This window comes from Aminobacter ciceronei (assembly GCF_014138625.1).
Lineage (GTDB): Bacteria > Pseudomonadota > Alphaproteobacteria > Rhizobiales > Rhizobiaceae > Aminobacter > Aminobacter ciceronei.
Genome location: NZ_JACJHY010000038.1, coordinates 1 through 20,309 on the forward strand (window position 1 = coordinate 1; position 20,309 = coordinate 20,309).

The 20,309-nt window shown below is 57.7% G+C and carries 19 protein-coding genes, 1 tRNA gene and 1 pseudogene; 9 read left to right on the top strand and 12 right to left on the bottom strand.

The window, feature by feature from the left end:
* Positions 1-18: 18 nt before the first annotated feature.
* Positions 19-95: transfer RNA gene (locus HNQ95_RS28255), tRNA-Met, on the top strand.
* Here HNQ95_RS28255 and HNQ95_RS28260 read toward each other — a convergent pair.
* The 3 genes from HNQ95_RS28260 to HNQ95_RS28270 form a co-directional block, all read right to left on the bottom strand.
* A complete protein-coding gene (locus HNQ95_RS28260; protein WP_182575792.1) occupies positions 52-1,749 on the bottom strand; it encodes a recombinase family protein in 1,698 nt (565 codons plus the stop codon). The genes HNQ95_RS28255 and HNQ95_RS28260 overlap by 44 nt on opposite strands.
* A gap of 18 nt (positions 1,750-1,767) precedes the next feature.
* A complete protein-coding gene (locus tag HNQ95_RS28265; RefSeq protein WP_182575755.1) occupies positions 1,768-1,998 on the bottom strand; it encodes a hypothetical protein in 231 nt (76 codons plus the stop codon).
* 280 nt (positions 1,999-2,278) lie between these two features.
* The gene (locus tag HNQ95_RS28270) at positions 2,279-2,887 is read right to left on the bottom strand and encodes a hypothetical protein (protein WP_182575756.1); all 609 of its coding nucleotides are present in this window, start codon (positions 2,885-2,887) and stop codon (positions 2,279-2,281) included.
* Between the two features lie 211 nt (positions 2,888-3,098).
* Between HNQ95_RS28270 and HNQ95_RS33815 the strand changes: the two genes are divergently transcribed.
* Entirely contained in the window at positions 3,099-3,341 is a 243-nt protein-coding gene (locus HNQ95_RS33815) for a helix-turn-helix domain-containing protein (protein WP_246341021.1), read from the top strand.
* Between the two features lie 759 nt (positions 3,342-4,100).
* Here the strand turns inward: HNQ95_RS33815 and HNQ95_RS28275 are convergent.
* On the bottom strand, positions 4,101-4,454 hold the full coding sequence (locus HNQ95_RS28275) for a hypothetical protein (protein ID WP_182575757.1): 354 nt from the start codon (positions 4,452-4,454) through the stop codon (positions 4,101-4,103).
* A gap of 291 nt (positions 4,455-4,745) precedes the next feature.
* Here HNQ95_RS28275 and HNQ95_RS28280 point away from each other — a divergent pair, with 291 nt between their 5' ends.
* Both HNQ95_RS28280 and HNQ95_RS28285 read left to right on the top strand, forming a co-directional pair.
* The gene (locus HNQ95_RS28280; protein WP_182575758.1) at positions 4,746-8,186 is read left to right on the top strand and encodes a nuclease-related domain-containing protein; all 3,441 of its coding nucleotides are present in this window, start codon (positions 4,746-4,748) and stop codon (positions 8,184-8,186) included.
* 19 nt (positions 8,187-8,205) lie between these two features.
* Complete coding sequence (locus HNQ95_RS28285; RefSeq protein ID WP_182575759.1) at positions 8,206-9,066, top strand: hypothetical protein; 861 nt, start codon at positions 8,206-8,208, stop codon at positions 9,064-9,066.
* A 35-nt stretch (positions 9,067-9,101) separates the two neighbouring features.
* Here the strand turns inward: HNQ95_RS28285 and HNQ95_RS28290 are convergent, their stop codons facing one another.
* Positions 9,102-9,458 (bottom strand): hypothetical protein, encoded by a 357-nt coding sequence (locus tag HNQ95_RS28290; protein ID WP_182575760.1) that lies wholly within the window; start codon positions 9,456-9,458, stop codon positions 9,102-9,104.
* Positions 9,455-10,948: a DUF6035 family protein gene (locus tag HNQ95_RS28295; RefSeq protein ID WP_210289175.1), complete on the bottom strand. Its 1,494-nt coding sequence runs from the start codon at positions 10,946-10,948 to the stop codon at positions 9,455-9,457. The genes HNQ95_RS28290 and HNQ95_RS28295 overlap by 4 nt, the downstream gene beginning before the upstream one ends.
* A 188-nt stretch (positions 10,949-11,136) precedes the next feature.
* Here HNQ95_RS28295 and HNQ95_RS28300 point away from each other — a divergent pair, with 188 nt between their 5' ends.
* The 3 genes from HNQ95_RS28300 to HNQ95_RS28310 are packed head-to-tail and all read left to right on the top strand — an operon-like array spanning position 11,137 to position 13,402.
* Positions 11,137-11,595, top strand: a complete 459-nt coding sequence (locus HNQ95_RS28300) for a mobile mystery protein A (RefSeq protein ID WP_182575762.1) — start codon at positions 11,137-11,139, stop codon at positions 11,593-11,595.
* Positions 11,592-12,203 carry a mobile mystery protein B gene (locus tag HNQ95_RS28305; RefSeq protein WP_182575763.1) on the top strand — a complete coding sequence of 204 codons (612 nt, stop codon included), beginning with the start codon at positions 11,592-11,594 and terminating at the stop codon, positions 12,201-12,203. Before HNQ95_RS28300 ends, HNQ95_RS28305 begins: the two co-directional genes overlap by 4 nt.
* Before the next feature lie 17 nt (positions 12,204-12,220).
* Positions 12,221-13,402: a hypothetical protein gene (locus HNQ95_RS28310; protein WP_182585844.1), complete on the top strand. Its 1,182-nt coding sequence runs from the start codon at positions 12,221-12,223 to the stop codon at positions 13,400-13,402.
* Positions 13,403-13,929: 527 nt separating this feature from the next.
* Here the strand turns inward: HNQ95_RS28310 and HNQ95_RS34305 are convergent.
* Positions 13,930-14,175, bottom strand: coding sequence for a hypothetical protein (locus tag HNQ95_RS34305; protein ID WP_512747408.1), 246 nt, complete (start codon positions 14,173-14,175; stop codon positions 13,930-13,932).
* A 226-nt stretch (positions 14,176-14,401) separates the two neighbouring features.
* Here HNQ95_RS34305 and HNQ95_RS28315 point away from each other — a divergent pair, with 226 nt between their 5' ends.
* Both HNQ95_RS28315 and HNQ95_RS34255 read left to right on the top strand, forming a co-directional pair.
* Positions 14,402-17,059, top strand: coding sequence for a TrlF family AAA-like ATPase (locus HNQ95_RS28315; protein ID WP_246341022.1), 2,658 nt, complete (start codon positions 14,402-14,404; stop codon positions 17,057-17,059).
* Between the two features lie 112 nt (positions 17,060-17,171).
* A pseudogene (locus HNQ95_RS34255) lies at positions 17,172-17,492 on the top strand (GNAT family N-acetyltransferase); the annotation flags it as partial.
* Between the two features lie 208 nt (positions 17,493-17,700).
* Here HNQ95_RS34255 and HNQ95_RS28325 read toward each other — a convergent pair.
* From HNQ95_RS28325 to tnpA, 5 genes are all read right to left on the bottom strand, one after another.
* Positions 17,701-18,261, bottom strand: coding sequence for a hypothetical protein (locus HNQ95_RS28325; RefSeq protein ID WP_182575766.1), 561 nt, complete (start codon positions 18,259-18,261; stop codon positions 17,701-17,703).
* A 768-nt stretch (positions 18,262-19,029) separates the two neighbouring features.
* On the bottom strand, positions 19,030-19,416 hold the full coding sequence (gene tnpB / locus HNQ95_RS33820) for an IS66 family insertion sequence element accessory protein TnpB (protein WP_312874170.1): 387 nt from the start codon (positions 19,414-19,416) through the stop codon (positions 19,030-19,032).
* The gene (locus HNQ95_RS33825) at positions 19,413-19,523 is read right to left on the bottom strand and encodes a transposase (RefSeq protein WP_312874169.1); all 111 of its coding nucleotides are present in this window, start codon (positions 19,521-19,523) and stop codon (positions 19,413-19,415) included. Before HNQ95_RS33825 ends, tnpB begins: the two co-directional genes overlap by 4 nt.
* Positions 19,524-19,605: 82 nt before the next feature.
* A complete protein-coding gene (locus HNQ95_RS33830; protein WP_246341020.1) occupies positions 19,606-19,950 on the bottom strand; it encodes a hypothetical protein in 345 nt (114 codons plus the stop codon).
* The gene (tnpA, locus tag HNQ95_RS34295) at positions 19,950-20,132 is read right to left on the bottom strand and encodes an IS66 family insertion sequence element accessory protein TnpA (RefSeq protein WP_417281678.1); all 183 of its coding nucleotides are present in this window, start codon (positions 20,130-20,132) and stop codon (positions 19,950-19,952) included. Before tnpA ends, HNQ95_RS33830 begins: the two co-directional genes overlap by 1 nt.
* Positions 20,133-20,309 lie beyond the last annotated feature (177 nt).

Consider the following 20,309-nt stretch of genomic DNA (forward strand, 5'->3'; position numbering starts at 1 on the left):
CGCAAAAATGTCCGGTGGCGCGGGGTGGAGCAGCCCGGTAGCTCGTCAGGCTCATAACCTGAAGGTCACAGGTTCAAATCCTGTCCCCGCAACCATTGATAACGACACTCCCGTGAGCCCTGCTCCGGGAGTGTTTTTGTTTGCAGACCCAGCAGCCTGCCGCTCGGTCCAGTTCAGGATCTTGCCCAGTTCCCCATACAGCGTAGCTTCGATCTCGCCGCGCTTCGCGCCAGGGGTCAGAACGATCTTCTCGATCAACGATCGCAGCGCGGTTGCGGCCTGCGGCCGGTCGTCCGGATAGTTGAGCGCCTCGGTCAGATGCGCCACCTTCCGCGCATAGAGTGACGATATGCTCGGCAGCAGGTCTGGCTTGTCCTGGGGAGCGGCGGTCAGCTGGTTCATGAGATCGGCCTTGCGTATCTCGAGCGCGTCCATCTCGGCCTTCATGCTCACCTGAAACATGCCGGCCTTGATCGCCTCGATGATGCTGCGGATCTGCTTCTCGACCTTCACCAGTTCTGCGTTCCAGCCATCGGCATTGGCGCGGCGCTCGCGGTTGAGGCGGTTCGTCTCCTCGGCGTAGGCCCTTATCGCAACCGCGGCTGCCTCCGGTGCCATCATCCTGTTCTTCAGGCCGGCGAGCACCCGCTGTTCCAGTTCGCTCCGCGCTATGGTGCGCTTGTTCGGGCATGAGCCATTGCTGGTGTGGCTGGAGCAGGCGAAGCGGTCGACGCTGCGCAAGGAATAGGGCCCCTCGCAGCACCCGCAAAACACAAGTCCCGACAGCAGCGACTTCGGCCGGCGGGCGCTGTTCAGCCGGTTGCGCATGTGGTGAGCGCGGACCGCCGTGGTCTGGTTGACGGACCTGTCGGCGATATCGATCTGGCGCGCCTTGACCGCTTGCCAGAGTTCGTCGCTTACGATGCGCAACTCCGGCACATCGGTGACGATCCATTCGCTCTCCGGATTGAGGCGGGAGACACGCTTGCCGGTTGCGGGATCCTTCACATAGCGCTGGCGGTTCCACACCAGTCGACCGACATAGAGTTCGTTGTTGATGATGCCCGTGCAGCGCCTGACGTGACCGCGGATCGTGGTGTCGTTCCACAGCTTGCCGGCAGGTCCTGATATACCCTGGTCGTTGAGGTTCTTGGCGATCGCGCGCGGACTGATGCCGGTGGCAAACTCCCGGAAGATGCGGCGGACGACGTCGGCCTGAGCAGCGTCGATCTCGCGGTCGCCCTTGATCTGTTCGCCGCGCTCGTCGACACGCCTGACGACACGATAGCCGTAACACAGCCCGCCGCCGGACTTGCCGAGTTCGACGCGGCCGCGCAATCCGCGCCGGGTCCTCATGGCGAGGTCCCCGAGAAACAAGGCGTTCATCGTGCCCTTGAGGCCGACATGCAGTTCGGAGATCGCACCCTCTGCGAGGGTGACGATCGGCACGCCGGCGAACTTCAAATGTTTGTAGAGTGTTGCGATGTCGGCCTGGTCGCGGGAAATGCGGTCAAGGGCCTCGGCCAGCACCAGCTGGAACAACCCGCATTGGGCGTCGCGGACCAGCTTCTGGATGCCGGGCCGCAGGATCTGGCTTGCGCCGGAGATGCCGGCATCCTGGTAGGTGCCGGCGATCTCCCAGTCTTCGCGCGCCGCATGTTCGCGGCAGAGCCGGAACTGGTCCTCGATCGAGGCTGCCCGCTGCTGGTCTGAAGAGTAGCGGGCATAAAGTGCTACGCGCATGGTCATGAGCGGTTCTCTCTCGGTCTAGCTGGTGTCGGAATTGCCGTCGCCGGCTCTTTCGCCCGGTGGTTCTGCCTTGGGAGCGTGAGATTTGGGGACGTCTTTGCTGTCCGTTGCGTTTGCGAAGCGCTCTCTTGCGATGCTGCGGCCGATCAGCCAGGCGAGAGCAAGGATCGCCGGATGGGTTTTGGGCCTGTCGGCGCGCTCGTTCGGAGAGTGCCGCGCGTCGGCGGCCGTCATGTTGTCTTCTGCCATAGGCTTCCTCGCTTCGTTGTGTCGAAGCGGGGATGAAGCTGCCAGATATGCTGGCCGGGAAGGGGGAAAATGCGGTCGTAGCAACGTGGCGCGCAAAGACCTGCATTCGGCGCCCTCTCCTAAGCAGACGCAGGATGCCGACTGTCGCGACGCTGGAAACGCCGGTCAAGGCCTTGGCGCCAACCCGCCTTGACCTTGACCGGCTCCGCCGTGAAGCCAAATGCAATGAAGCCACCCGGCGAATTGTCCGGTAGGGCAGGGGAGAGACAAGCCTCACCGTCTACCCGCCCGGGAAAAACGCATGCGGTGTCAGCTGGCGCCCGATCCGCATCAGATCCTCGCGCGCCGAGCGGATTTGTGGCCAGGGAAAGGCAGAACGATCTTCCCAGTCCGCGCCGTTGCGCAACACCGCATCGAGCTTGCCGACAACGCCTGAAAGCGAGACGGCGGGCGTCCCGGAAAGCGCCTCCAGCAGCGCCGCGACCCGTGCAAAGCCTGCCTGCTCAGCCCTCAGTCCCTCGAAATAGCCGATCTCCGTCGCAACCACCTCGAAATGTGCTTGTCGCGCGTCGAGTTCAGCTTCGGCCTTGGCGCGGATAGCCGCCATGTCCGTTCGCTCGCCGACAATCCTGTCTAGCGCTGCCTTCGAGCAAACGATGGTCTCCTCGCCGCCAGGGATGCTCACAACCGTCCACAGTGCATCGACTCGTTCGGCAACTGCTGCCTCGAGTTCCTGCAGCCGGTCACAGCGCCACATAGCTTGCTCATATGCAGCATTCCAATCGCGCCACACCGCCACCGCTGGGTCTAGTGCTGGAGCCGGCACACCGTCTGTCGCCCGGGCCTGCGCATTCCCGCCAAAAGTCCACCCACCGCTGACGACAAACAACCCGCCAAGCGCTAGCCGCCGCGTGACGCGCCGAAAACTCATGCTATGGTCGGAATCAGTCATGATCCGAGCTCCAAACAGCTTAGATTATGGTTAGGTCGCTAACGGCGGTTGAACACCCTTGGCGGCCGCTAGGACGATTAAATCGTATCAGGGTTACGATAATGGCAATTGGCCTGAAGATCAACACAAATCGTATCTGCGTTACGAAATGAATGCAATTCAATGCAAAATGGCGCGCGTCGCGCTGGGGTGGGGAACGCGAGACCTTGCTCGAAACGCGGAGGTATCGCCTGATACGATCGCCCGTCTTGAACGGGGCGAACAGCTAAAGAGTTCGACGATCGACGCAATTCGGCTAGCGTTCGAGACCGCCGGCATCGAGTTCATTCCGGCAAATGGTGGCGGCCCAGGCGTACGGCTGGCTCGAAACTCAGAACCGAAGGGGCCCTAAAGCCCCGGAGAGGGTTCCTATTTGGGCATTGCTCCGCGCCAACACTGCGACCATTTTCTCAACCCAGCTGTCATTCATAACGGTGGGCAGCGAATGTCTGGCTCTGCCCTCCGAAGGCAGAGGTCACAGCTTCGAATCTTGTCGGGTGCGCCATTTTCGACATAAATATCAGATAGTTGGTTGAGGATGACTTTGACAGGTGTTCTCGCGCTTTTTGCGCGGAAGCACTACGGAAGCACAAGAGAACGTACCAATTTCGACGCACTCTCCTGTGGAAAAAAATGCCATCGAAGTCTGCTCGACGATGACGCGGTGCACGATGGCGGCCCATTTCGGGGCGAATAGGATGCATCGGCTCATGAAATTGGTTTGGTTGATTATGGTAGCGCTAGAACGCCACCGCCTTTCCCACTACCCACCCTCGCCGCGTTTTGCACTTCGTTGCCGAGCGTAGCGCCCAATAGGTTTCAGAGACCGCGCGACATCTTGTTTCAGCTTGATCTTGAGAAAAAGAACCATGTTCGGCGTCAATCGCAGTGGCCAGCGAAATCCCCCTCCGGCCGACCCTATGCTGACGGTCCTATGGCTGTCCCGTTCACCGCCCGCGGCGGGGGCCAATGTCCTCCGTCCTACGCGCGACAACCGCCCGCTATTGCCGGCCGCGCGCAGCGCTACGGTTTATGGGCCGTTCTTCCTTTATCGTCATACACGGGAAGGATGAGGAACAATCAACAAGTCGTGGCGCTCACCCTTGCCATCTTAGCGGTCGTCGTTCTCCTCGTTCTCGCGCAACTCCGCGACTTCGCGGCCAATCAGCGGCTGGTCACTAAGACGTTCGACCGCCCGCTTATGCTCTGCGGCAGCGATTTCGCATCTCGCGGGCAAATCGCCAACCGGGTATCCGCGCGTCATGGCCGTCCACCACCCGTTCATCAGCATCACCAAATCCAACCCTCTCTCCGCCGCCTCCTGAGTTCGGTACAGCCACTCGGAAGGACCCAGCATAAGACCTGTTTCCCCTTTCTGGGCACATGAAACGAGATATCCGCGTGGTATACGCGTGACACGGTAGCGGTGATCGGTGTCGCTTTCGCTTCGAAGCAGTTCTGCCATCTTGAACGCTCTCGAATAAGTGAATCAGGGTCAGCCTACTGAGAGGACTGTATTTTCGTCAACGAAGGAAGCTCCCGAAAACGCTTTTAGGCTGGGCGAGTTTGCATGTACGATCAATGTCAATAGAGACAACAAATCCGACTAAAGGGTAGAGAAGGTCTAGTCACCCTTAGGGAAGACTCGTTCCCGAGGCGGCGGTGTTTTGGCGGCTGCGCGAAGCAAAGCAGAAACGCCGGGATGCGAAGCAAAGCGAGGAACACTGCTGGGGCGTCCAGGAGTCTTGAGAAGAACATGACCGAAACGCAAACAGCGAACTGGCCTCATGCGCTGGCAGCAAAGCCTAGCCAGATCGAAATCTATTTCGGGGAACCTGTCACACAGCTTTCGGAGCGGCGCTTTCTCAGCCGTCTCGTCGCCGATCTGGAAAAAGCCGGTAGGTCGGCAATCATTCTCGCCAACGTCGTTTTAAAGACCGGGGGCGTATCGCGGCAGATCGATTTCATCGTGGCGACCGAGCACGCTGCTGCTGTAGTCGAAGTGAAGGGTTTTGCAAGGGCGGTCCGGGGCGGCGAAAACGGAGCATGGGAGGAAAGGGGTGACGCTCCCGAGAACTGGACGCCATTGCGCGGCGAAAACCCGTATAGGCAGGCAGTCAATGCCCGATTTGCTGTGAGCGACGCGCTGAAGGAAGCAGGACTGGCGCCCGCAAACGGAAGCCAGCCGTATCTTGCGCTACATGGTGTACTCTGCGGCTACCCGCAACTGCCAGCCGGTTCGGCTGTTCCGTCGGGCGACCAGAAGGTAGCAATTGGCGGATACGACCTTGCCTTAACGAAGCTGAGTATGCCGACACCAGGGACGCCATATCCCCTTGATGCTTGGCGCGACCTGGCATCCAGACTTGGCCTCCAGTCTGAGGCCCATGTCATTGCTCCCGAGGAACACGCGGAGATCGCCGCATACATCAAGCGCCTCCGCGAACTCGTACGACGTGACCTTGGCCCCTATGTGCAGCTTCCGCTCCAGTCGACCGACGGCTCCATGACGCTTTCCGACCTCGCGGGTTCGCTACGCGATGGCCGCAACCTGCTGGTCTCAGGTCCGTCAGGCAGCGGCAAATCCCACCTTCTTGCTCATCTTAGCCTGCTTCTGGATGAATCCGCATACGTGCCCATTCCACTTCGTGCCGCTGAGTTTCAAGGCAAGCTCGGTCTGCTGCTCGCCGAGACGACGGCGGCCTCGACGCTGTTGAGTCCGGTGCAGCTGCTGGGCACTTGCGCGAAGACCGGCAAGGTGCCGGTCTTGATTGTAGACGCTATCAATGAATGCCCGGCCGATCTTCGAGACAAGCTGATCCGGTCGCTGCAGGCGTTACGACTGCGCCACCTTTGTCCAGTCATCCTCTCGAGCCAGCAACCTCTGCCACTTCCACCGATCCTTGCGGGTAGCGAGGTACAAATGCCGCCTCTGACCGCGGAGCTGAAAGACGCGCTTGTCACCGCGCACTCTGCCCAGCTTGTGGTTCAGCTCGCGTTTCCCGCTGCGGACATTGTCTCGACGGCTCATGATGCGATGGTCCTGGCCAACGTGCTCGGCGATGATGAGGCAACTTCGAGCCGCTTCGCGCTCTACCAGTCATACTCCAGGGCAAAGCTCGGCTCTGACCGGGACAGTGCGGTTGCCTTTCGGGCGCTGCGCCAGCTCGCCGTCTTGATGCGCGAGAGATTTACGTACAGCGTATCAACCGCAGAGTTCCGGCGCGTGTTGGCCACCGCGTGCGGGGATCTTGCTCACGAGGGAAACGTGCATGAGATAGCCGTGCGCTCCGGCTTGCTCGAAATCAAAGGTATGCGCGTTTCTTTCAGGCATGAAATGCTACAGCTGTTCTTTGCCGCCGAACATCTGCTTCTTCATGCGGTGAACTCGGCCTCTATCGGAAAATTGCTGGCCGACCCTATCAACGAGGAGCTTGCCGAATATGTGCTGGGCTCACTTTCGGCGGCGCGCGAGATTGATGCTGCGCTTGCGTCAGTAAAGTCCCTTGAGCTTCTGGCGGACGCGCTGATGGGACGCTGCGGAAGCCCGGTTCGCCGCACCATCATCGACCGAACGAAGGCAGCACTTATCGTGTTGGGCCGACGATACGGGGAAATGGATGCCCGTTATGACGAGCAGAAGGAGGAGCGTGGCAGATATTCGCCGGTGACGATACATGCCGGTGGCGCCGCCACGCTTTCCCAAGAGGATCGATCCTATCTTCGATTTGCCGTCTTCGCAGCACAGGACAGCGAGCTGTTCGAGGCCATGCTTTCAATGCTCGCCGTGGTGGATGCCGCGATCGGGCGCACGGTTGCCGAATTGAGAAGAAAGCATCCTGACAAAAGGATTGGCTGGCGAAGCGCAATCTTCGCATCGGTCTACGTGACGCCCTACAATTCGGAGCTGGGCGAACTCTCGAACCTTCTTCAGAACTGCCGGATGGCGCAGATTAAAGCCGATCACGATCTTTCTTACAAACACGTCGCCGCGGCGCTGACGGGTGTTGCGAAGCTAAGCTACGGGCAACTCTATTTCCTGATTGAAAATTGCCACCCTTGGAGGCAGCAGGGTGAACCGCCTTACGATGCCGTGGCAATCACCATCCATGCCTGGAGAAGCGGCATCTATCATATCAGGCTTGCCACAGAAATGTTCGTTCACACCCACGCGGATCATATGAGCGACGAGGCACGCACCGCATTAGCCCAGGAAGCAGAGACGTGGCTGACAGACCGCGATGTTATCCTTAACAGCATGGTCATCGAGATCATGAAAGCACTGGACGCCTTGGGGGACGGGCTCACGATCGACGATGTTCGCCGCGAACGAGATCTCATCGTTTTCGGCGAACCGCATGAGTATACGAACGATCTCGCGTACGCCTTCTACGGCTGCATTTATGACCATCCGTTCGATGGTCTATACGCGGAAGCGTTCAACGAAATGAACCCAGCCGACAGGGACAAGCTCCTGCTGTTCGCTCTTCACACGTCGAACAGCGAATCAATGTTCTTCTCATTCCTGATCGCGGAGATAGCGCAGCACCCATTCATCGAGGCAGCCCCCCGGCTCCAGGAGCTCGCCAGGCTGCCGCGTGTACCGACGCATTCCGTACAGGATTCTGTCGGTTGTTTCACAGTTGCCGTAAAGGCACTGGCGGCGCTCCGCGCGTCAGGGAGTTCGACTTCAGAAGCGAAGAGTGCCGTGGAACAGGCCTGGCACCTCGCCGCATCCATTCTGCGCGCGTTCTATGAACCCGACATATCGAAGGAAGAGTACATTCAGCGAACATTAGGCGACTGGCAAAATTTGAGCAGGCTCCATCCGGCTTCGCTCGATGTCGTCATTCGGATCAGCAGGGACCGCTGGAACAGCCAAGACGCCGATGAAGCCAAGCTTCTGGAATGGTCGGCTGGTTCTATCCTGAGTATTTGCAGGCTGGTGCTGGACAGCGACGATGATCCAGTTTCCCTGTTTCCGGACGGTCCTTTCGGTGTGGGGACTCGGCCTGAGCAGATTGGTTTTTGCCTGCGGGTTGTCGGAGCATATGGCGATCGTTCGGACCTGCCGAGGATTGTGCCGCTTCTAAATGACCCGGCCCACGGAAGCGCCGCGCTAAACGCGGCGCGCAGGATTGAGTCGCCAGTTCCCGATGTGGTGGCATCAACCGAACGGCGTGCGGTTCATAAATAATGACTGCGGAGCATAAGAAGTGAATTTCAACGGACAGTGGCGATTTGACTCACCGGGTAAGATTCCGGACGGAGTGAACCGCGAGTTCAATACACTCGTTGGCAAGATCGCGAGCCAGGGCAACAGCCGGCAGGCCATCCTCGAGCACTTCAAGCGCTATTTTGCGGGTGTAATCGGTGCAACCTCGTCAACCAGTTCCAGCGAGAGCTGGGCAGAGTCTGACCTTGATAGATACATGTCCCACGCCGCTGACAATGCGCCGCTCTTTATCGAAGCTTTTTTCGATGGCTGCGAAGGTCTGGCGCATTCCGGATTCGTCGTGCCCGATGTTGGACGGATGAACCGCATTCTCGCCGAGAACAACGCGGGATATGAAATCCGACCGCCGGACCTTGTGGTAATCGGTCTTCACCAGCCGATTCCGGTTCCCGAGCGATATGTGTCATTGGATGAAAGGGCGCAGGAGACAATCCGCGAGTCGTTCAAGAACTCCGAACAGCTTCTCGCAGAAGGCAGGCCGAGGCAGGCTGTGCAAGAAATCCTTTGGCTGATGGAGTCGGTGGCGACCGCGTTTCGAGGCTTAAGCGCCGGAGACACGACAATCGAAGGGAAATATTTCAACAAGATCGCTGACGCACTGAGAAAGCACCACAAGGGTACGACCTTCGAGCAGGTCTTGAATTGGCTCACTACGCTGCATGGATACCTCTCCTCACCCACAGGCGGTGGCATTCGCCACGGCCGGGATCTGAAGGAAGGCATTGAGATTGGACCGTCTGAGGGACGGCTCTATTGCAACTTGATCCGGACGTACGTGACCTTCCTGATCGCCGAGCATGAGCGATTGTCCACAGCCGAGACCACTCGCTTTTTGGCATAGTCGACAATTTGGCAGCCTCCGGCGGACGGCGGACTTCAGTCCTGCAACTTTACCCATGACTTATCCCAGACGGTCACAGATTTCCTCGACCGGGATCGTTCAAGCGGCGTGAAGCGGCGCTGATACTTCTGACCTTCGTACTCCACGATCTCCTTGCTGCGCGCGTTTGGAAATATCCGGTCGAGCATGTTTTCGAGCGTCTCGTGCTCGCTTTTCGGAATAGCGCCGTCCGCCTTGAGTGCGAATTCAATCTCGCGAACCCTTGCACGTGCGGACTTTATGTCAGCCTGATATTTGTCCGGATTGTTGCCGCTGTAATCGTCAAAGCGCTTATTCCAAGCCGCTAGTCCGGCTTTCGCCTGCTCCAAGTCCGCCAGCGTATAATTCGTCATTTAATGGTCTCTCCTTCTGAGGACGCCGCTGCGTTAATGGAGTTCGCCTTCGCTATCAGGCTTTGCAACTTTTCACCCACCTCCGGGATCAACAACACGAGAAGGGGGAGGCTTGCGGCATCGGGCATGAATTTCGGCTCACGCTTTTCCAAGGAACGCCGGATCGCGACTTTGCGTGCCTTCCATTTTCCAGTGCGATCTTGAGCATCCAGAAGATTCTCCATGCCGAAATGCCGGATCGCGTGGCCGAAGGCCACCACGTGATGTGGGTAGGCCTCAGCGATACGATGCCCCACTTCGATCAGGTGCTTGAAACTCCACCCTACCGGATGGCCTTCCTTCGCGCTCGCTAACCCGTTCATGAGAGCGACCAGACTGCTGTCGTCGTCGGGCGACGGCGGCAGCGCAAGGCCATGATGCGCCGCGCTTGCACGACGCAGAGCGGACCATGCGAGTATGGAGTCGCGATCGGGACGGCTGTTTGGCGCTCGCTCTAGCCAGAAGGAGAACAATCCCTCGCGTAGAGCCTGGCTAGCAGCTTCCTCGCATTGGAGGCGGTCTCTTTCGATCTCTGCGCGAACCGCTTCGGCCTGTCCGTCATAGTCGAAGTGCCAGCAGCGCTGGGATGCGGTTTCGTAAGTCAGTTCGTCAAACGGGATTAGTGACGACTCCCAGCTGTCAACAAGCTGATTTCCGTTCCGGGCAGGCCGCCGAAAATGGCAGCGCACATGAAACTTGCCCGAGTTTTCAGACAAGGCTGTCGTTTCTTCGTCGATCACAAGAAAATTCGAATTGTTCGAAAAGAAGAGATCGTCAGTCGTCAGTCGCCGATAGTCCGGATCAAAGCCGCCCATGATCCACACAAGGAGAGCGTCCTCCTGCCGGTAGAAATTTCGGCGAGCGGCGACAACATCGAGAAAGGTGGTTGAGAGCTGTACCTCGAAAGCTACTCGGCCCAGGGGGCCAATCGCCTGCACGTCCGGCTGACGGCGGCTGCGGGGATCGTGAGATGATCGCCACTGGCGTTCGCTCAGAACGCCCGAGAACGCCGGGTCTGTCAGCAGGCTGCGAACAATCAGCGCTTTGATGCGCCGATGCGGCGCGCTTTCTCGCACGCCATCATACTTGCGCGCGAGAATTTCTTCGCGAGTGAGAGGGCTGCGGGTCTCACCCGGGCACGATCCGTCTTCCATGGCATGCCGGAAGAAGAAACGCTTGAACTGGTTTGAGACGAGATAGACGGGAACGGAACATAGAGAGCATCGGAAGCGGGGCTGCTCCAGCTGCCTCTCCTTGATCTCCAGACGTTCGCGGATCAGTTGTTCGTAGCGCCAGCCGCCGATCCAGCTTTTTGCGTCAACAAATTCGCCGCTATCGCAGTCGAGCAATTCGATGATCGCCGGGTCGTCCACCGCCAATGCTGCAGACAAAGGATCGACCGTGACATTCCCGCGCGTGAACCAACTACCTTGATTCATACCCCTGTCCATTGCCGGGCGTTCGAAGAAATGCAGATTAGTGAGATTCGGCCTAGGAACGAAAGGAAACGGATTTCGCGTTTAGCCCTTGAGTGGCCCTTTGAGGCTCTGAAATGTCAATAAATATATTGACAAATCGGCGTGAAGTGTCAATAAATATATTGACGTAATATAATTATTCGTCAACATATGAGTTTACAATGAGTGTCAAGCAGGCAGTCCGAGAACAGTACCAAGCAATTGTCGATACGTCTCAGGGCAGCAATATCGAGACACCGACCGAAGGCTGGATTCGAACCGTGCGCAAGGCGCTCGGCATGTCCGGCGCGCAGCTTGCAAAACGGATGGGCGTCACGCGAGCACGCATCGCTCAGGCGGAGAAAGCCGAGCTCGAAGGCGGCGTAACCCTGAAATCCATGCAGGCTGCCGCAGAAGCAATGGGCTGCCGGTTCGCCTACGCCTTCGTTCCACCCGACACCATCGAGAATGTAATTATCGGCCAGGCACGGAAAAAGGCCCGGGCGATTGTCAACACTGCGGGCAAGCATATGGCGCTTGAGGATCAAGCCGTATCCGACAGCCGGACCCAACACGAAGTTTCCAGGCTGATGCACGAGCTGATCTACGAAATGCCTCCTGACTTCTGGGAGGACAAGTGACCATTAAACTCGAATATCCCGAAGGCGCGACACCTCTTGACCCGAATGAACTTGACGGGCTGAAGCACAAGCACATCACCACGCAGGGCGAACTGGACGAGCTTGAGCAGGCCAACATCGCTTCCGGGCTGCGCTGGCTTTCCCGCACGCGACGCAAGGACGTCCTTACGGATGACTTTGCGATCGAGCTTCATCGTCAGCTCTTCGGCGAAGTGTGGGGTTGGGCTGGAGCGTTTCGTAAGACCGGGAAGAATATCGGCGTCGACCCAATTCAGATCGGCATTCAGCTACGTGGCCTGATGGATGACGCGCGCTATTGGGCGGAGCACAAGACGTATCCCCCTAAAGAGGCCGCAGTCAGGTTTCATCACCGCCTTGTCTTCATTCATCCGTTTTCTAACGGAAACGGGCGTCATGCGCGCATTATGGCGGACACCGTGCTGGACAAGATATACGGGACAGAACCCATAGATTGGACTGCCGGCTCTGATCTGCAAAAGATAGACGAAAGGCGTGCCGCGTATATCGCGGCCCTGAAGGCTGCTGACGGTCACGACATGGGGCCGCTTCTGGCCTTTACCAATCTAGCTGCTGACCAAGCACGGTGACTATGACGGCAAGTGTTATGCGAACAGATTTGCCCCCTGAGCTAGAAGCGGTTCGAAACGTGGCCAGGCGCGCGCTCGGCCCGGTGACGCCTACTACCGACAATACCAAAGCGGACAAAGACTTCTTGTTCAAGGCAAAGAGAACGGAAGCGGGACGAAAGTTGCCCGCACAGCACCTAGTCTATTTCGTTTTGGCCGATCTTCTCGGGTTCAAAAATCTTGGGAAATTTGAGAAAGTCGCTTGGTCTATCCCCGTTGATTTTAACGGACGCGCCTTCCTGATTGAACACAGGAAATTTGGCGTCGGCGTCTTTGCGCACGATCCAGCGACCGAGGAAGCTGACGCCGAGAAAATTGTTAATCACATCCATAAGGCCGTGAAGGTGGCCCGACCGTTCTTCGACTGGCTCGCCGGAAAAGCGGTTGAAGATTCTTCGGTCAACGTCAACAACAACAGCACCGCCTTGTTCGATCGCTTCGAGTACTTTGTTGAAGCACACCGCAACAAGGCGAAGGAGGCTGATGACCGCAAGGGCGAGCGCGTCGTCAAAAAAGGTGGGACAGAAGGGCACAGTTGGGAGAGCATCACCTATCCTGCAATGCGCTTGCGCACCGAAGCCCGGTGGCTTGGCCTTGCTGCAATTGAAGCATTCTTCAGTTGGACCGAGCACGTCCTCATCCATATCGGCATTCTGTCCGGCGGCATGCGAACCGCGGGTGATGTTGCCAAACTTGCGGAAGCGGATTGGGCGACCAAATACAAGAGCGCACTCGATCTCGCAGACCCTGCATCAAAGGATTTCTATGACAGGCTGCTTGTTGTCCGTAAGGAACTTCGCAATTTCCTGGCGCACGGCTCATTCGGGAAGCAGGGCGAGGCTTTCAGTTTCCATTCCTCCGCGGGGGCCGTACCCGTCTTGCTCCCCGATCCTATCGGCAGCCGCAAGTTCTCGTTTGGCCAGCACCTCTCATTCGATGTCGCGGGTCCGATCCGGACCATCGAAGAATTCATTGGGCATTTGTGGAGCGGCCCACGAGCCCCCGCCGAAATTTACATTCAACGGTATCAGTTGCCTCTGATCCTCACGATGGTTGCGGATGGCAGCTATGCACAAGCAATGGCGTCACCGGAAGAAATGGAACAGTTTGCGCACTATCTCGCAGGCCGATTTGACCAAGCAACTGACATGGACTGGTAGGGAATAAGAAGCAGGTATTACGAGAATAGCACTGAGGAAGAACGAGTCCTCATTTTTCAGGACCATTTTTATCGGGACTTGGAGTCGTTCTTTTCTTCCCAAATAGCCTGCTGCGACGAATGCTATAAATCTCGACCTGTCATAGCCTACAAAATTCGGCGGTGGTGTAAAAATAAATATGTGAAATCAAATGGATAGAGAGCTATGGCGTACAAAGAGAAACGCGACGGAAAGTCCGAAAAATTTCCTCCGAAGGCAGAGGTCACAGGTTCGAATCCTGTCGGGTGCGCCAAATACCGCCGATTGCCCTCCGCAATACACTATAGCCGCCGAACGTACGCCCTTGCATCTGGTAGAGGCCGGCCCGCGCGCAGAAGAGCGTAGAAACGGCGGCGTTCAGGGGCGGAAAAGTTTGAATCGCTTTCGGTCGACTGATTGCCACAAGAATACGTTGCGGCCTGGTATGGCGGGAATGCGCCTCCATCTGGCCGTGGAAGCAGTCGCTGCCTCCTCCCACAAGCGGACGCCTAGAAGTGGCACTGCCGATGTTTGGCCCGGGCGGAGAGGTACGGCTCGAAGGATGCCTCGTTGTTGTTGGCAACGGATCGTTGGTCTTGAGCCGAGTTCCTGATACCTGCAACGAAAGCTTCTCGATTCTCTGTCCAGGCATCGAGGATCCCGTTTGGCGGTTGATCCGCATCGTTAGATTTGGCTTTGTCGAGGCGGGAAGCTTCAAAGAGCGCACGGCCGGCGTCGCTGAGGCCCTGGCTCACCTAGCATACACGGATCGCCATTCAAGAGGACCGTCAACCCCTGCCTGGGACCTTGCGCATGGTTCGCGTCCGAGCCCGAAGGCTGGTGCAATTACTGGTCGGGAAGAAGACGCTCCCACAACGCGGGGCAATCTTCTGCGGGCAGGGCAGCCACGCCCAACATACTGGCGTTGTGAAAATAACGATCCATATCGCGCGGCGCTTGTGGGTGTGATACTTGTGCGAAATGCTCCCCGATCAACAAAAGGCAAATAGCTTCGAAACATTCTTCCCTAACGGTTCCGCCTGGGTCCGGGTAGACTTCCATCTGCATACCAGGGCCGACAAAGAGTTCGCCTATACAGGGCAAGACAACGATTTCGTCAGCGCATACATCGCTGCCCTTAAAGCCGCCGGAATCCGCCTCGGCGTGGTCACCAACCACAACAAGTTCGACCTCCAGGAATTCAGAGCTCTCAGAAGAGCTGCGAGGCAAGAAGGCATCGGCCTGCTCCCGGGTGTCGAACTCTCTGTCAACGACGGGGCAAATGGTGTCCATGCCCTCATTATGTTTTCCGACGAATGGCTCGAAAACGGCCATGACTTCATCAACGCGTTTCTCGGAAACACCTTCAGCGGCCGCACGCCAACGCAGTACGAAAACGAGAATGCCCGCTCGAACGAAGACATCGTTTCAACTCTAAAGACCCTTGAGCAGTTCAACCGCGATTTCCTCGTTGTCTTCGCTCATGTTGAGGCGTCTAGCGGGCTCTGGAACGAAGTAAAAGGCGGGCGCATGCAGGAGCTGGCCGCCAATCCGCTCGTGCAGAAATACTGCCTCGGCTTTCAGAAGGTCCGCACGCACGATGTGCCGGATCGCGTCGGCCGGACGAAGGTCAAACAATGGTGGCCGCAGTACCCGGCGGAAGTCGAAGGTAGCGACCCGAAGAGTATCGAGCAGATTGGCAAAGGCGAGCATACCTTTCTTAAGCTCGGTGACCTCACCTACGAGGCCGTGAAGTTCGCTCTGCGCGATTTCGAGTTCCGCGCAGCGGGCGCTGCACTCAAACTGACACACGGCTATATCGAGGCCGTACGCTTTGAAGGCGGGCTGCTGGATGGTGTCCGCATTCCGCTCTCGCCGCACCTCAACTGTCTGATTGGCATCCAAGGCAGTGGTAAGTCATCCGCGCTCGAATGCCTTCGATGGGCGCTCGACATTCCATTCGGCGATAGACCTCAAGATCGAAAGTACAAAGAAGACCTCGTCCCGTTCGTACTGAAGAGTGGCGGTCGCGTTACCGTCGAGGCGGTTGACCACCTCGGATCAAAATATGAGGTTCGCAGGATCTTGGGACACGATCCGGAAGTCTACTTGAACGGCGTCCTACGCAGAGGCGTCGCCGTCAGACAAAGTGTGATCCGAAACCCGCTCTACTTCGGGCAGAAAGACCTCTCGGCCGCAGGCCAAGATTTTGGAAAGGACCTGGTCGAGAAGCTAGTCGGTGAATCTCTGCGGTCTATCCGTGAGTCGATTGCGACTGAGGCTGGTGAGCTTAAGTCAGCGGTTACGCTACTGCAGGCGATCCAAACCGACACCGAAAAGCTTACCGGTTTTCGCCAAGAGCTTGCTGCCCTCGAATATCAGATCGAACAGTTTGACAAGCATGGTGTGAAGGACAAGCTGGAAAAGCAGCTTGCCTATAATCAAGACGCCTCGTTCGTGACCTCGGTCGATGAGAAGGCGGAAAGTTGGAGTGAAGCCGTCGGTGATTTAGCCGACGAAGGCATCGAGCTGCTCGATGCTCTCGCTGTCCCGGGCTCAAAATACAACGCCGCTTTCTTCGCCGACTACGCGCTAGCTCTTGCCGAACTGAAAGCGTCTGTAGCCTCGATCAAGGCTGTTCAAACAGCCATCGACATCGTCCGCGACAAGCTTGGCGAAAAGCACGCCGCTCTGAACGGCACGATCGGTGGTCTCAAGGAAGAATTTGCCTCTGTTGAGCGCGAGCTCCTCGAAACCCTCGCCGACAAAGGTGTTACCGCGCTTCAGCCCGACGACTATCTCAAGAGCACTGACCGAAAAAGGGGGATCGAAGGGAAGATCGCTGAGCTCGTGACTGCAACCTCTAAGGCTGCGGATCGTAGAGAACTCGTCGCCAACACGAGCAGTGCGCTCAACGAAAAGTGGCTCGAAGAGTATCGGGTGACAGCCGCCGCCCTCGACAAGATCAATAATGTCCAATCTGAGCTAAAGATCACCTCGACGTTCAAGGGCGACAAGAAAGCCTTCACGATGCGGCTAGAGGCCGCCCTCAAGGGTAGCAGCGTACGAAGTGAGAGCATCGAAGCCATCTGTGGAAAGTACGTGGATTTCGCGGCTATCTACGCCAACCTCGACGAGGCAGCAGCCTTGGCGAAAGGACGTGCAGATGCCTTTCGTGAATACTTCTTGAGAGCGCTACCCACGCTCCTGACCTTCCAGGTGCCCAACACCTACGAAATCAACTATCACGGACGCCCTCTACGTTCGCATTCCCTCGGTCAGCGTGCCTCCGCGATGATGCTCTTTTTGCTGAGCCAGCAGGAACACGACCTCGTTCTGATCGACCAGCCTGAAGACGACCTCGACAGCCAAACGGTTTACGAAGAAGTTGTGAAGCGCATCCGCAAGATCAAATCCAACAGGCAGTTCATCTTCGCGACCCACAACGCAAATTTCCCGGTACTGGGAGACTCAGAGTCCGTCTCCGCGTTCAGCGCATCCGATGACAGGATTGCCGTTTCCTCTGCCAGCATCGACGCCGCCGACACCCAGAAGCTAATCATCAGGATCATGGAAGGCGGCCCCGAGGCGTTTGCCCGCCGCAAAACAATCTACGAACATTGGAAAGCAGGGCGATAGCGATGGAGTTGACACACGCTTCCCAGATTGCCGAGCTGCTCAATGAGCAGAACCAACTCGCGATAAAATACGACACCCGGCGCGTTCTTGATCTGCAAAAGAGTATCTAGTCGATCTTTCGGAAGACGATCGCGTCGTGTGCTGTGCTCAACTCAAGCGCGTGCAGTGGTACCAGGCCGAGATTTCCCATGTGACCACGCATGTGGACTTTGTTCGCCAAGGCCGAGGCGCACGGTTAATGGGGGCAGCAGAGCAACGCGCGCGAAGATGGGGCGCGGTTGCTTCAATGCACGGTACGGACTGGAAACGGCCCGAGCGAGGGCATGTTCGCAAAGGCCGGATTCCAGCGTGGCCCGACGTTTGGGAATCCTCAGACCGGAAACAATGTGACGGTCTGGAGCAAAGCGCTCTACCATCCTTGAGCTCACGGTAAGCGTGCCATCGAAATTAACCTCGGCACTGTTACTGATGGCCTTGCATTGCTTGTAGCTAGTGTCCGCGAGAGTCGCATTCATCATCACTATTAATGCGGCCATGCCGCGGCTAATCGCAAGAGATTTTGCACGCCCCGACCCCAACCGATTGCGGTCCCAACGATACACGCATTTGTTGCACATTGTTCACTTGGGTTGCCTCAGACGCTAACCTGTCCGCTTCTTAGTCATATGCTGCCGTGCATCGCGCTCGAGCGCGTTAGCCCACGATTGCAATCCTACATCTAAACGGTCAGGCATTTGCCCGAGAACCCCTTTGGCTGCAGCCTCGGCCTGGCGGCAGAAAAACTTGGTACATAGAAGGGGGCTTCCTTTGGCGTCGCGGAAATCCACGCCAAGTTTCAACAATATCGTCACCGCCTCGTCGTCACACGCTCGTCCGGTATCGAAGCTCTCTTCATGTTCGAAGAACCGAGAGTCCGCCTCTTGCCGTTCGTCGGACCAAAGGGGCCAGTCTTCATAGCCGGGCGGGTCCTGCCAGAAGGTCTCGCTCGCGGCAATGCCAAATGTCTTGACCGAAAGTTCGTTGATCAGAAATTCAAGCTCTGGGTTCAGCTCGCCTCTGATCGATGAATAGAGCAAGATCTTGTCCTCAATCTCCTGAAAACCGGGAAGATCCCTCAGGCGGATAGGAGGTTGCTGGGATGTGGCGGTGGAACTCTGAACATTGGCCGTGAGATTAAGCCAGTCTGCATGCCTGTTCTTCATCGGAGTGTCCTCGAATCGAAAACATGCTGAAGACTCTATCTTGCGTTTGGGGTGAACAAAAAAGAAACAAAGCGTTGTCCTCGCTGTTCACAGTCATGCACAGGCGTAACGAGCGGCGGTCAATCGCCAAATCTGGTGATGGACGGTTGTCAGGCGGCCGGGCACCCCTTTGCTTTTCAAAAGAGTGCTGAGCATGAAGCCCAATACGTGCGTCCTGGTTTCGATGCCTTCCTCGTCCAGCTTGGACAGAAATTCCCGCGTCACTCGGCAACTCAGCGAAGCGCTCGGCGGTGCCGCGCCCGGCGGGTCTCTGTCAGGTGCCACGGCTGAAAAGGCTGGGAGAGCATGGAACGTTTGCTCGATATTGAGAGTTAATCGGGCTGTTTAGGGAGGCGAAAATGGCGACCGATCTGAAGTCGTCTCGCAGCGACAATGACCTTCGAAGACGCGCTGTATATCTCCGTGGTTCTGGGGGCTCTCGTGTCGATCACATGGCACCTATCGACCATTTGAGCGACGTTCCGGGACCGCTTTGGACGGACCTGTTCTACATTGCCATGGCGTTTGGTGCGGCTAGCGGCATCTTCTGGCTGGCGGGCTAAGTGATCTTGCACGCCGCGATGAAGAGCCACTCGACGGTCTCGTCGGCTAGCCCTAGCTCGATCGCCAGCGCCGCTAGGTGGGGATGATCGCGCGCGATCGGGTGCGCGCCAGTCGATGCCCTCGATCAGCATTGCGAGATGCGCAGGCGTCAGTGTGATCGAGCCGTCATAGCCTGTCATACGAGGCCACACACAACCCGTTTCCGTCCCAGAACAGGATCTTGAGCAACCACGCTTTCTTTCCCCGGAAGGCAAACAGATGACCCGAGAACGGGTCCTGCTTCAGCATTGCCTGGACCAGCATGGCGAGCCCGTCGAGGCCTTTCGTCATGTCGGTGTGACCCAACACCAGGTGCACCTTCACTCCCGCCGCAACGATCATCATGATGCAGTCCCTCCGCTCGCGACGAACACTCGTGCCGCAAACAGGATCATTGCCTGCAGGTGCAAAGACACGCCACCCATCCGGCAGTTCGATTGCCATCATCCCGTCAGGCGGCTGCCCAAGGTTTTGCAACGCGAGTGCTGTTGCCGTGTCCGTTACCAGCGTCACCGATGCCAAGTTAGCCCGCTTCTTCTGTGCAAGCCGAACTGCACGCGCCAACGGAATAGCATCCCAGTGACGATGCCATGCTTGCGCGCGACGGCTGAGACACTCACGCCTGGCTGGTCGCTTTCCGGTGCGATGGCAAGCTTCTGCGCGTCCGTGAAGAACCGGCGGAAGTGTCATCTGGACGCGCTGTCAAGCCGTTTTCGGACGTCGCGCCGTTAGTGATATCACTAACGGTCCGGCGGGCGGCGGGATGAAGATGCGCGCGCTAGCCTCCAAGTGGTCACGCCAACGCCGCAGCGCGTAGGGCGAAAGATGCAGTGCCGCGGCGTATTCGCGAACGCCCATGCCGCTCCAGTTCATCGCCTCGACATGCATTGCCCAGAACGCCCTGAGCGCACGATTGCGCACATCCGTGCTCACGCCAAAACGTTGGCGTTGGCGCCGGCGCGGCCCTTTCTGGCGTTGTTGCGGACACGCTTCTCGGAGCAATTGTGCCTGCGATTCCGCATGTTCGCGCGCTGCTTCCTTGCCCATCAGGTGGTCAAGCCAGCGCTCGAACGACGCCGGTTGAGAAGGTGATGGCGGCAATAGGTTGTGCGCGCCAGCCCGCTCTGACGCCACGCTTCGACGTGAACCACCCAGAAGGACTTAGGCGCCGTGTTCTCGAATGTCTCAAATTCACCGGAGACCCTCCACGCTACGAAGGAACTCCACATACAGCGATTTTGCACTACGCCAACGAGGTGTCAGGACCGGACGCTTACGAAACGACAGAGGACGGCGAGATAAAAGCGCATGCCCGAAACGCGTTAAGCCATTGGCATGGCTTGCGTTTTCCGGTGCACGTCGGTCGGTCGTGTGCATGTAGCACAGTTTATGTGGGTGATTTCAGT

What these genes read in the sequence shown, in the direction of transcription:
- HNQ95_RS28260 (WP_182575792.1), bottom strand. Translation starts at nt 1,749, where the DNA reads ATGACCATGCGCGTAGCACTTTATGCCCGCTACTCTTCAGACCAGCAG.
- HNQ95_RS28265 (WP_182575755.1), bottom strand. Translation starts at nt 1,998, where the DNA reads ATGGCAGAAGACAACATGACGGCCGCCGACGCGCGGCACTCTCCGAAC.
- HNQ95_RS33815 (WP_246341021.1), top strand. Translation starts at nt 3,099, where the DNA reads ATGAATGCAATTCAATGCAAAATGGCGCGCGTCGCGCTGGGGTGGGGA.
- HNQ95_RS28275 (WP_182575757.1), bottom strand. Translation starts at nt 4,454, where the DNA reads ATGGCAGAACTGCTTCGAAGCGAAAGCGACACCGATCACCGCTACCGT.
- HNQ95_RS28280 (WP_182575758.1), top strand. Translation starts at nt 4,746, where the DNA reads ATGACCGAAACGCAAACAGCGAACTGGCCTCATGCGCTGGCAGCAAAG.
- HNQ95_RS28290 (WP_182575760.1), bottom strand. Translation starts at nt 9,458, where the DNA reads ATGACGAATTATACGCTGGCGGACTTGGAGCAGGCGAAAGCCGGACTA.
- HNQ95_RS28295 (WP_210289175.1), bottom strand. Translation starts at nt 10,948, where the DNA reads ATGGACAGGGGTATGAATCAAGGTAGTTGGTTCACGCGCGGGAATGTC.
- HNQ95_RS28300 (WP_182575762.1), top strand. Translation starts at nt 11,137, where the DNA reads ATGAGTGTCAAGCAGGCAGTCCGAGAACAGTACCAAGCAATTGTCGAT.
- HNQ95_RS28310 (WP_182585844.1), top strand. Translation starts at nt 12,221, where the DNA reads ATGCGAACAGATTTGCCCCCTGAGCTAGAAGCGGTTCGAAACGTGGCC.
- HNQ95_RS28315 (WP_246341022.1), top strand. Translation starts at nt 14,402, where the DNA reads ATGCTCCCCGATCAACAAAAGGCAAATAGCTTCGAAACATTCTTCCCT.
- HNQ95_RS28325 (WP_182575766.1), bottom strand. Translation starts at nt 18,261, where the DNA reads ATGAAGAACAGGCATGCAGACTGGCTTAATCTCACGGCCAATGTTCAG.
- HNQ95_RS33830 (WP_246341020.1), bottom strand. Translation starts at nt 19,950, where the DNA reads ATGGGCAAGGAAGCAGCGCGCGAACATGCGGAATCGCAGGCACAATTG.
- tnpA (WP_417281678.1), bottom strand. Translation starts at nt 20,132, where the DNA reads ATGTGGAGTTCCTTCGTAGCGTGGAGGGTCTCCGGTGAATTTGAGACA.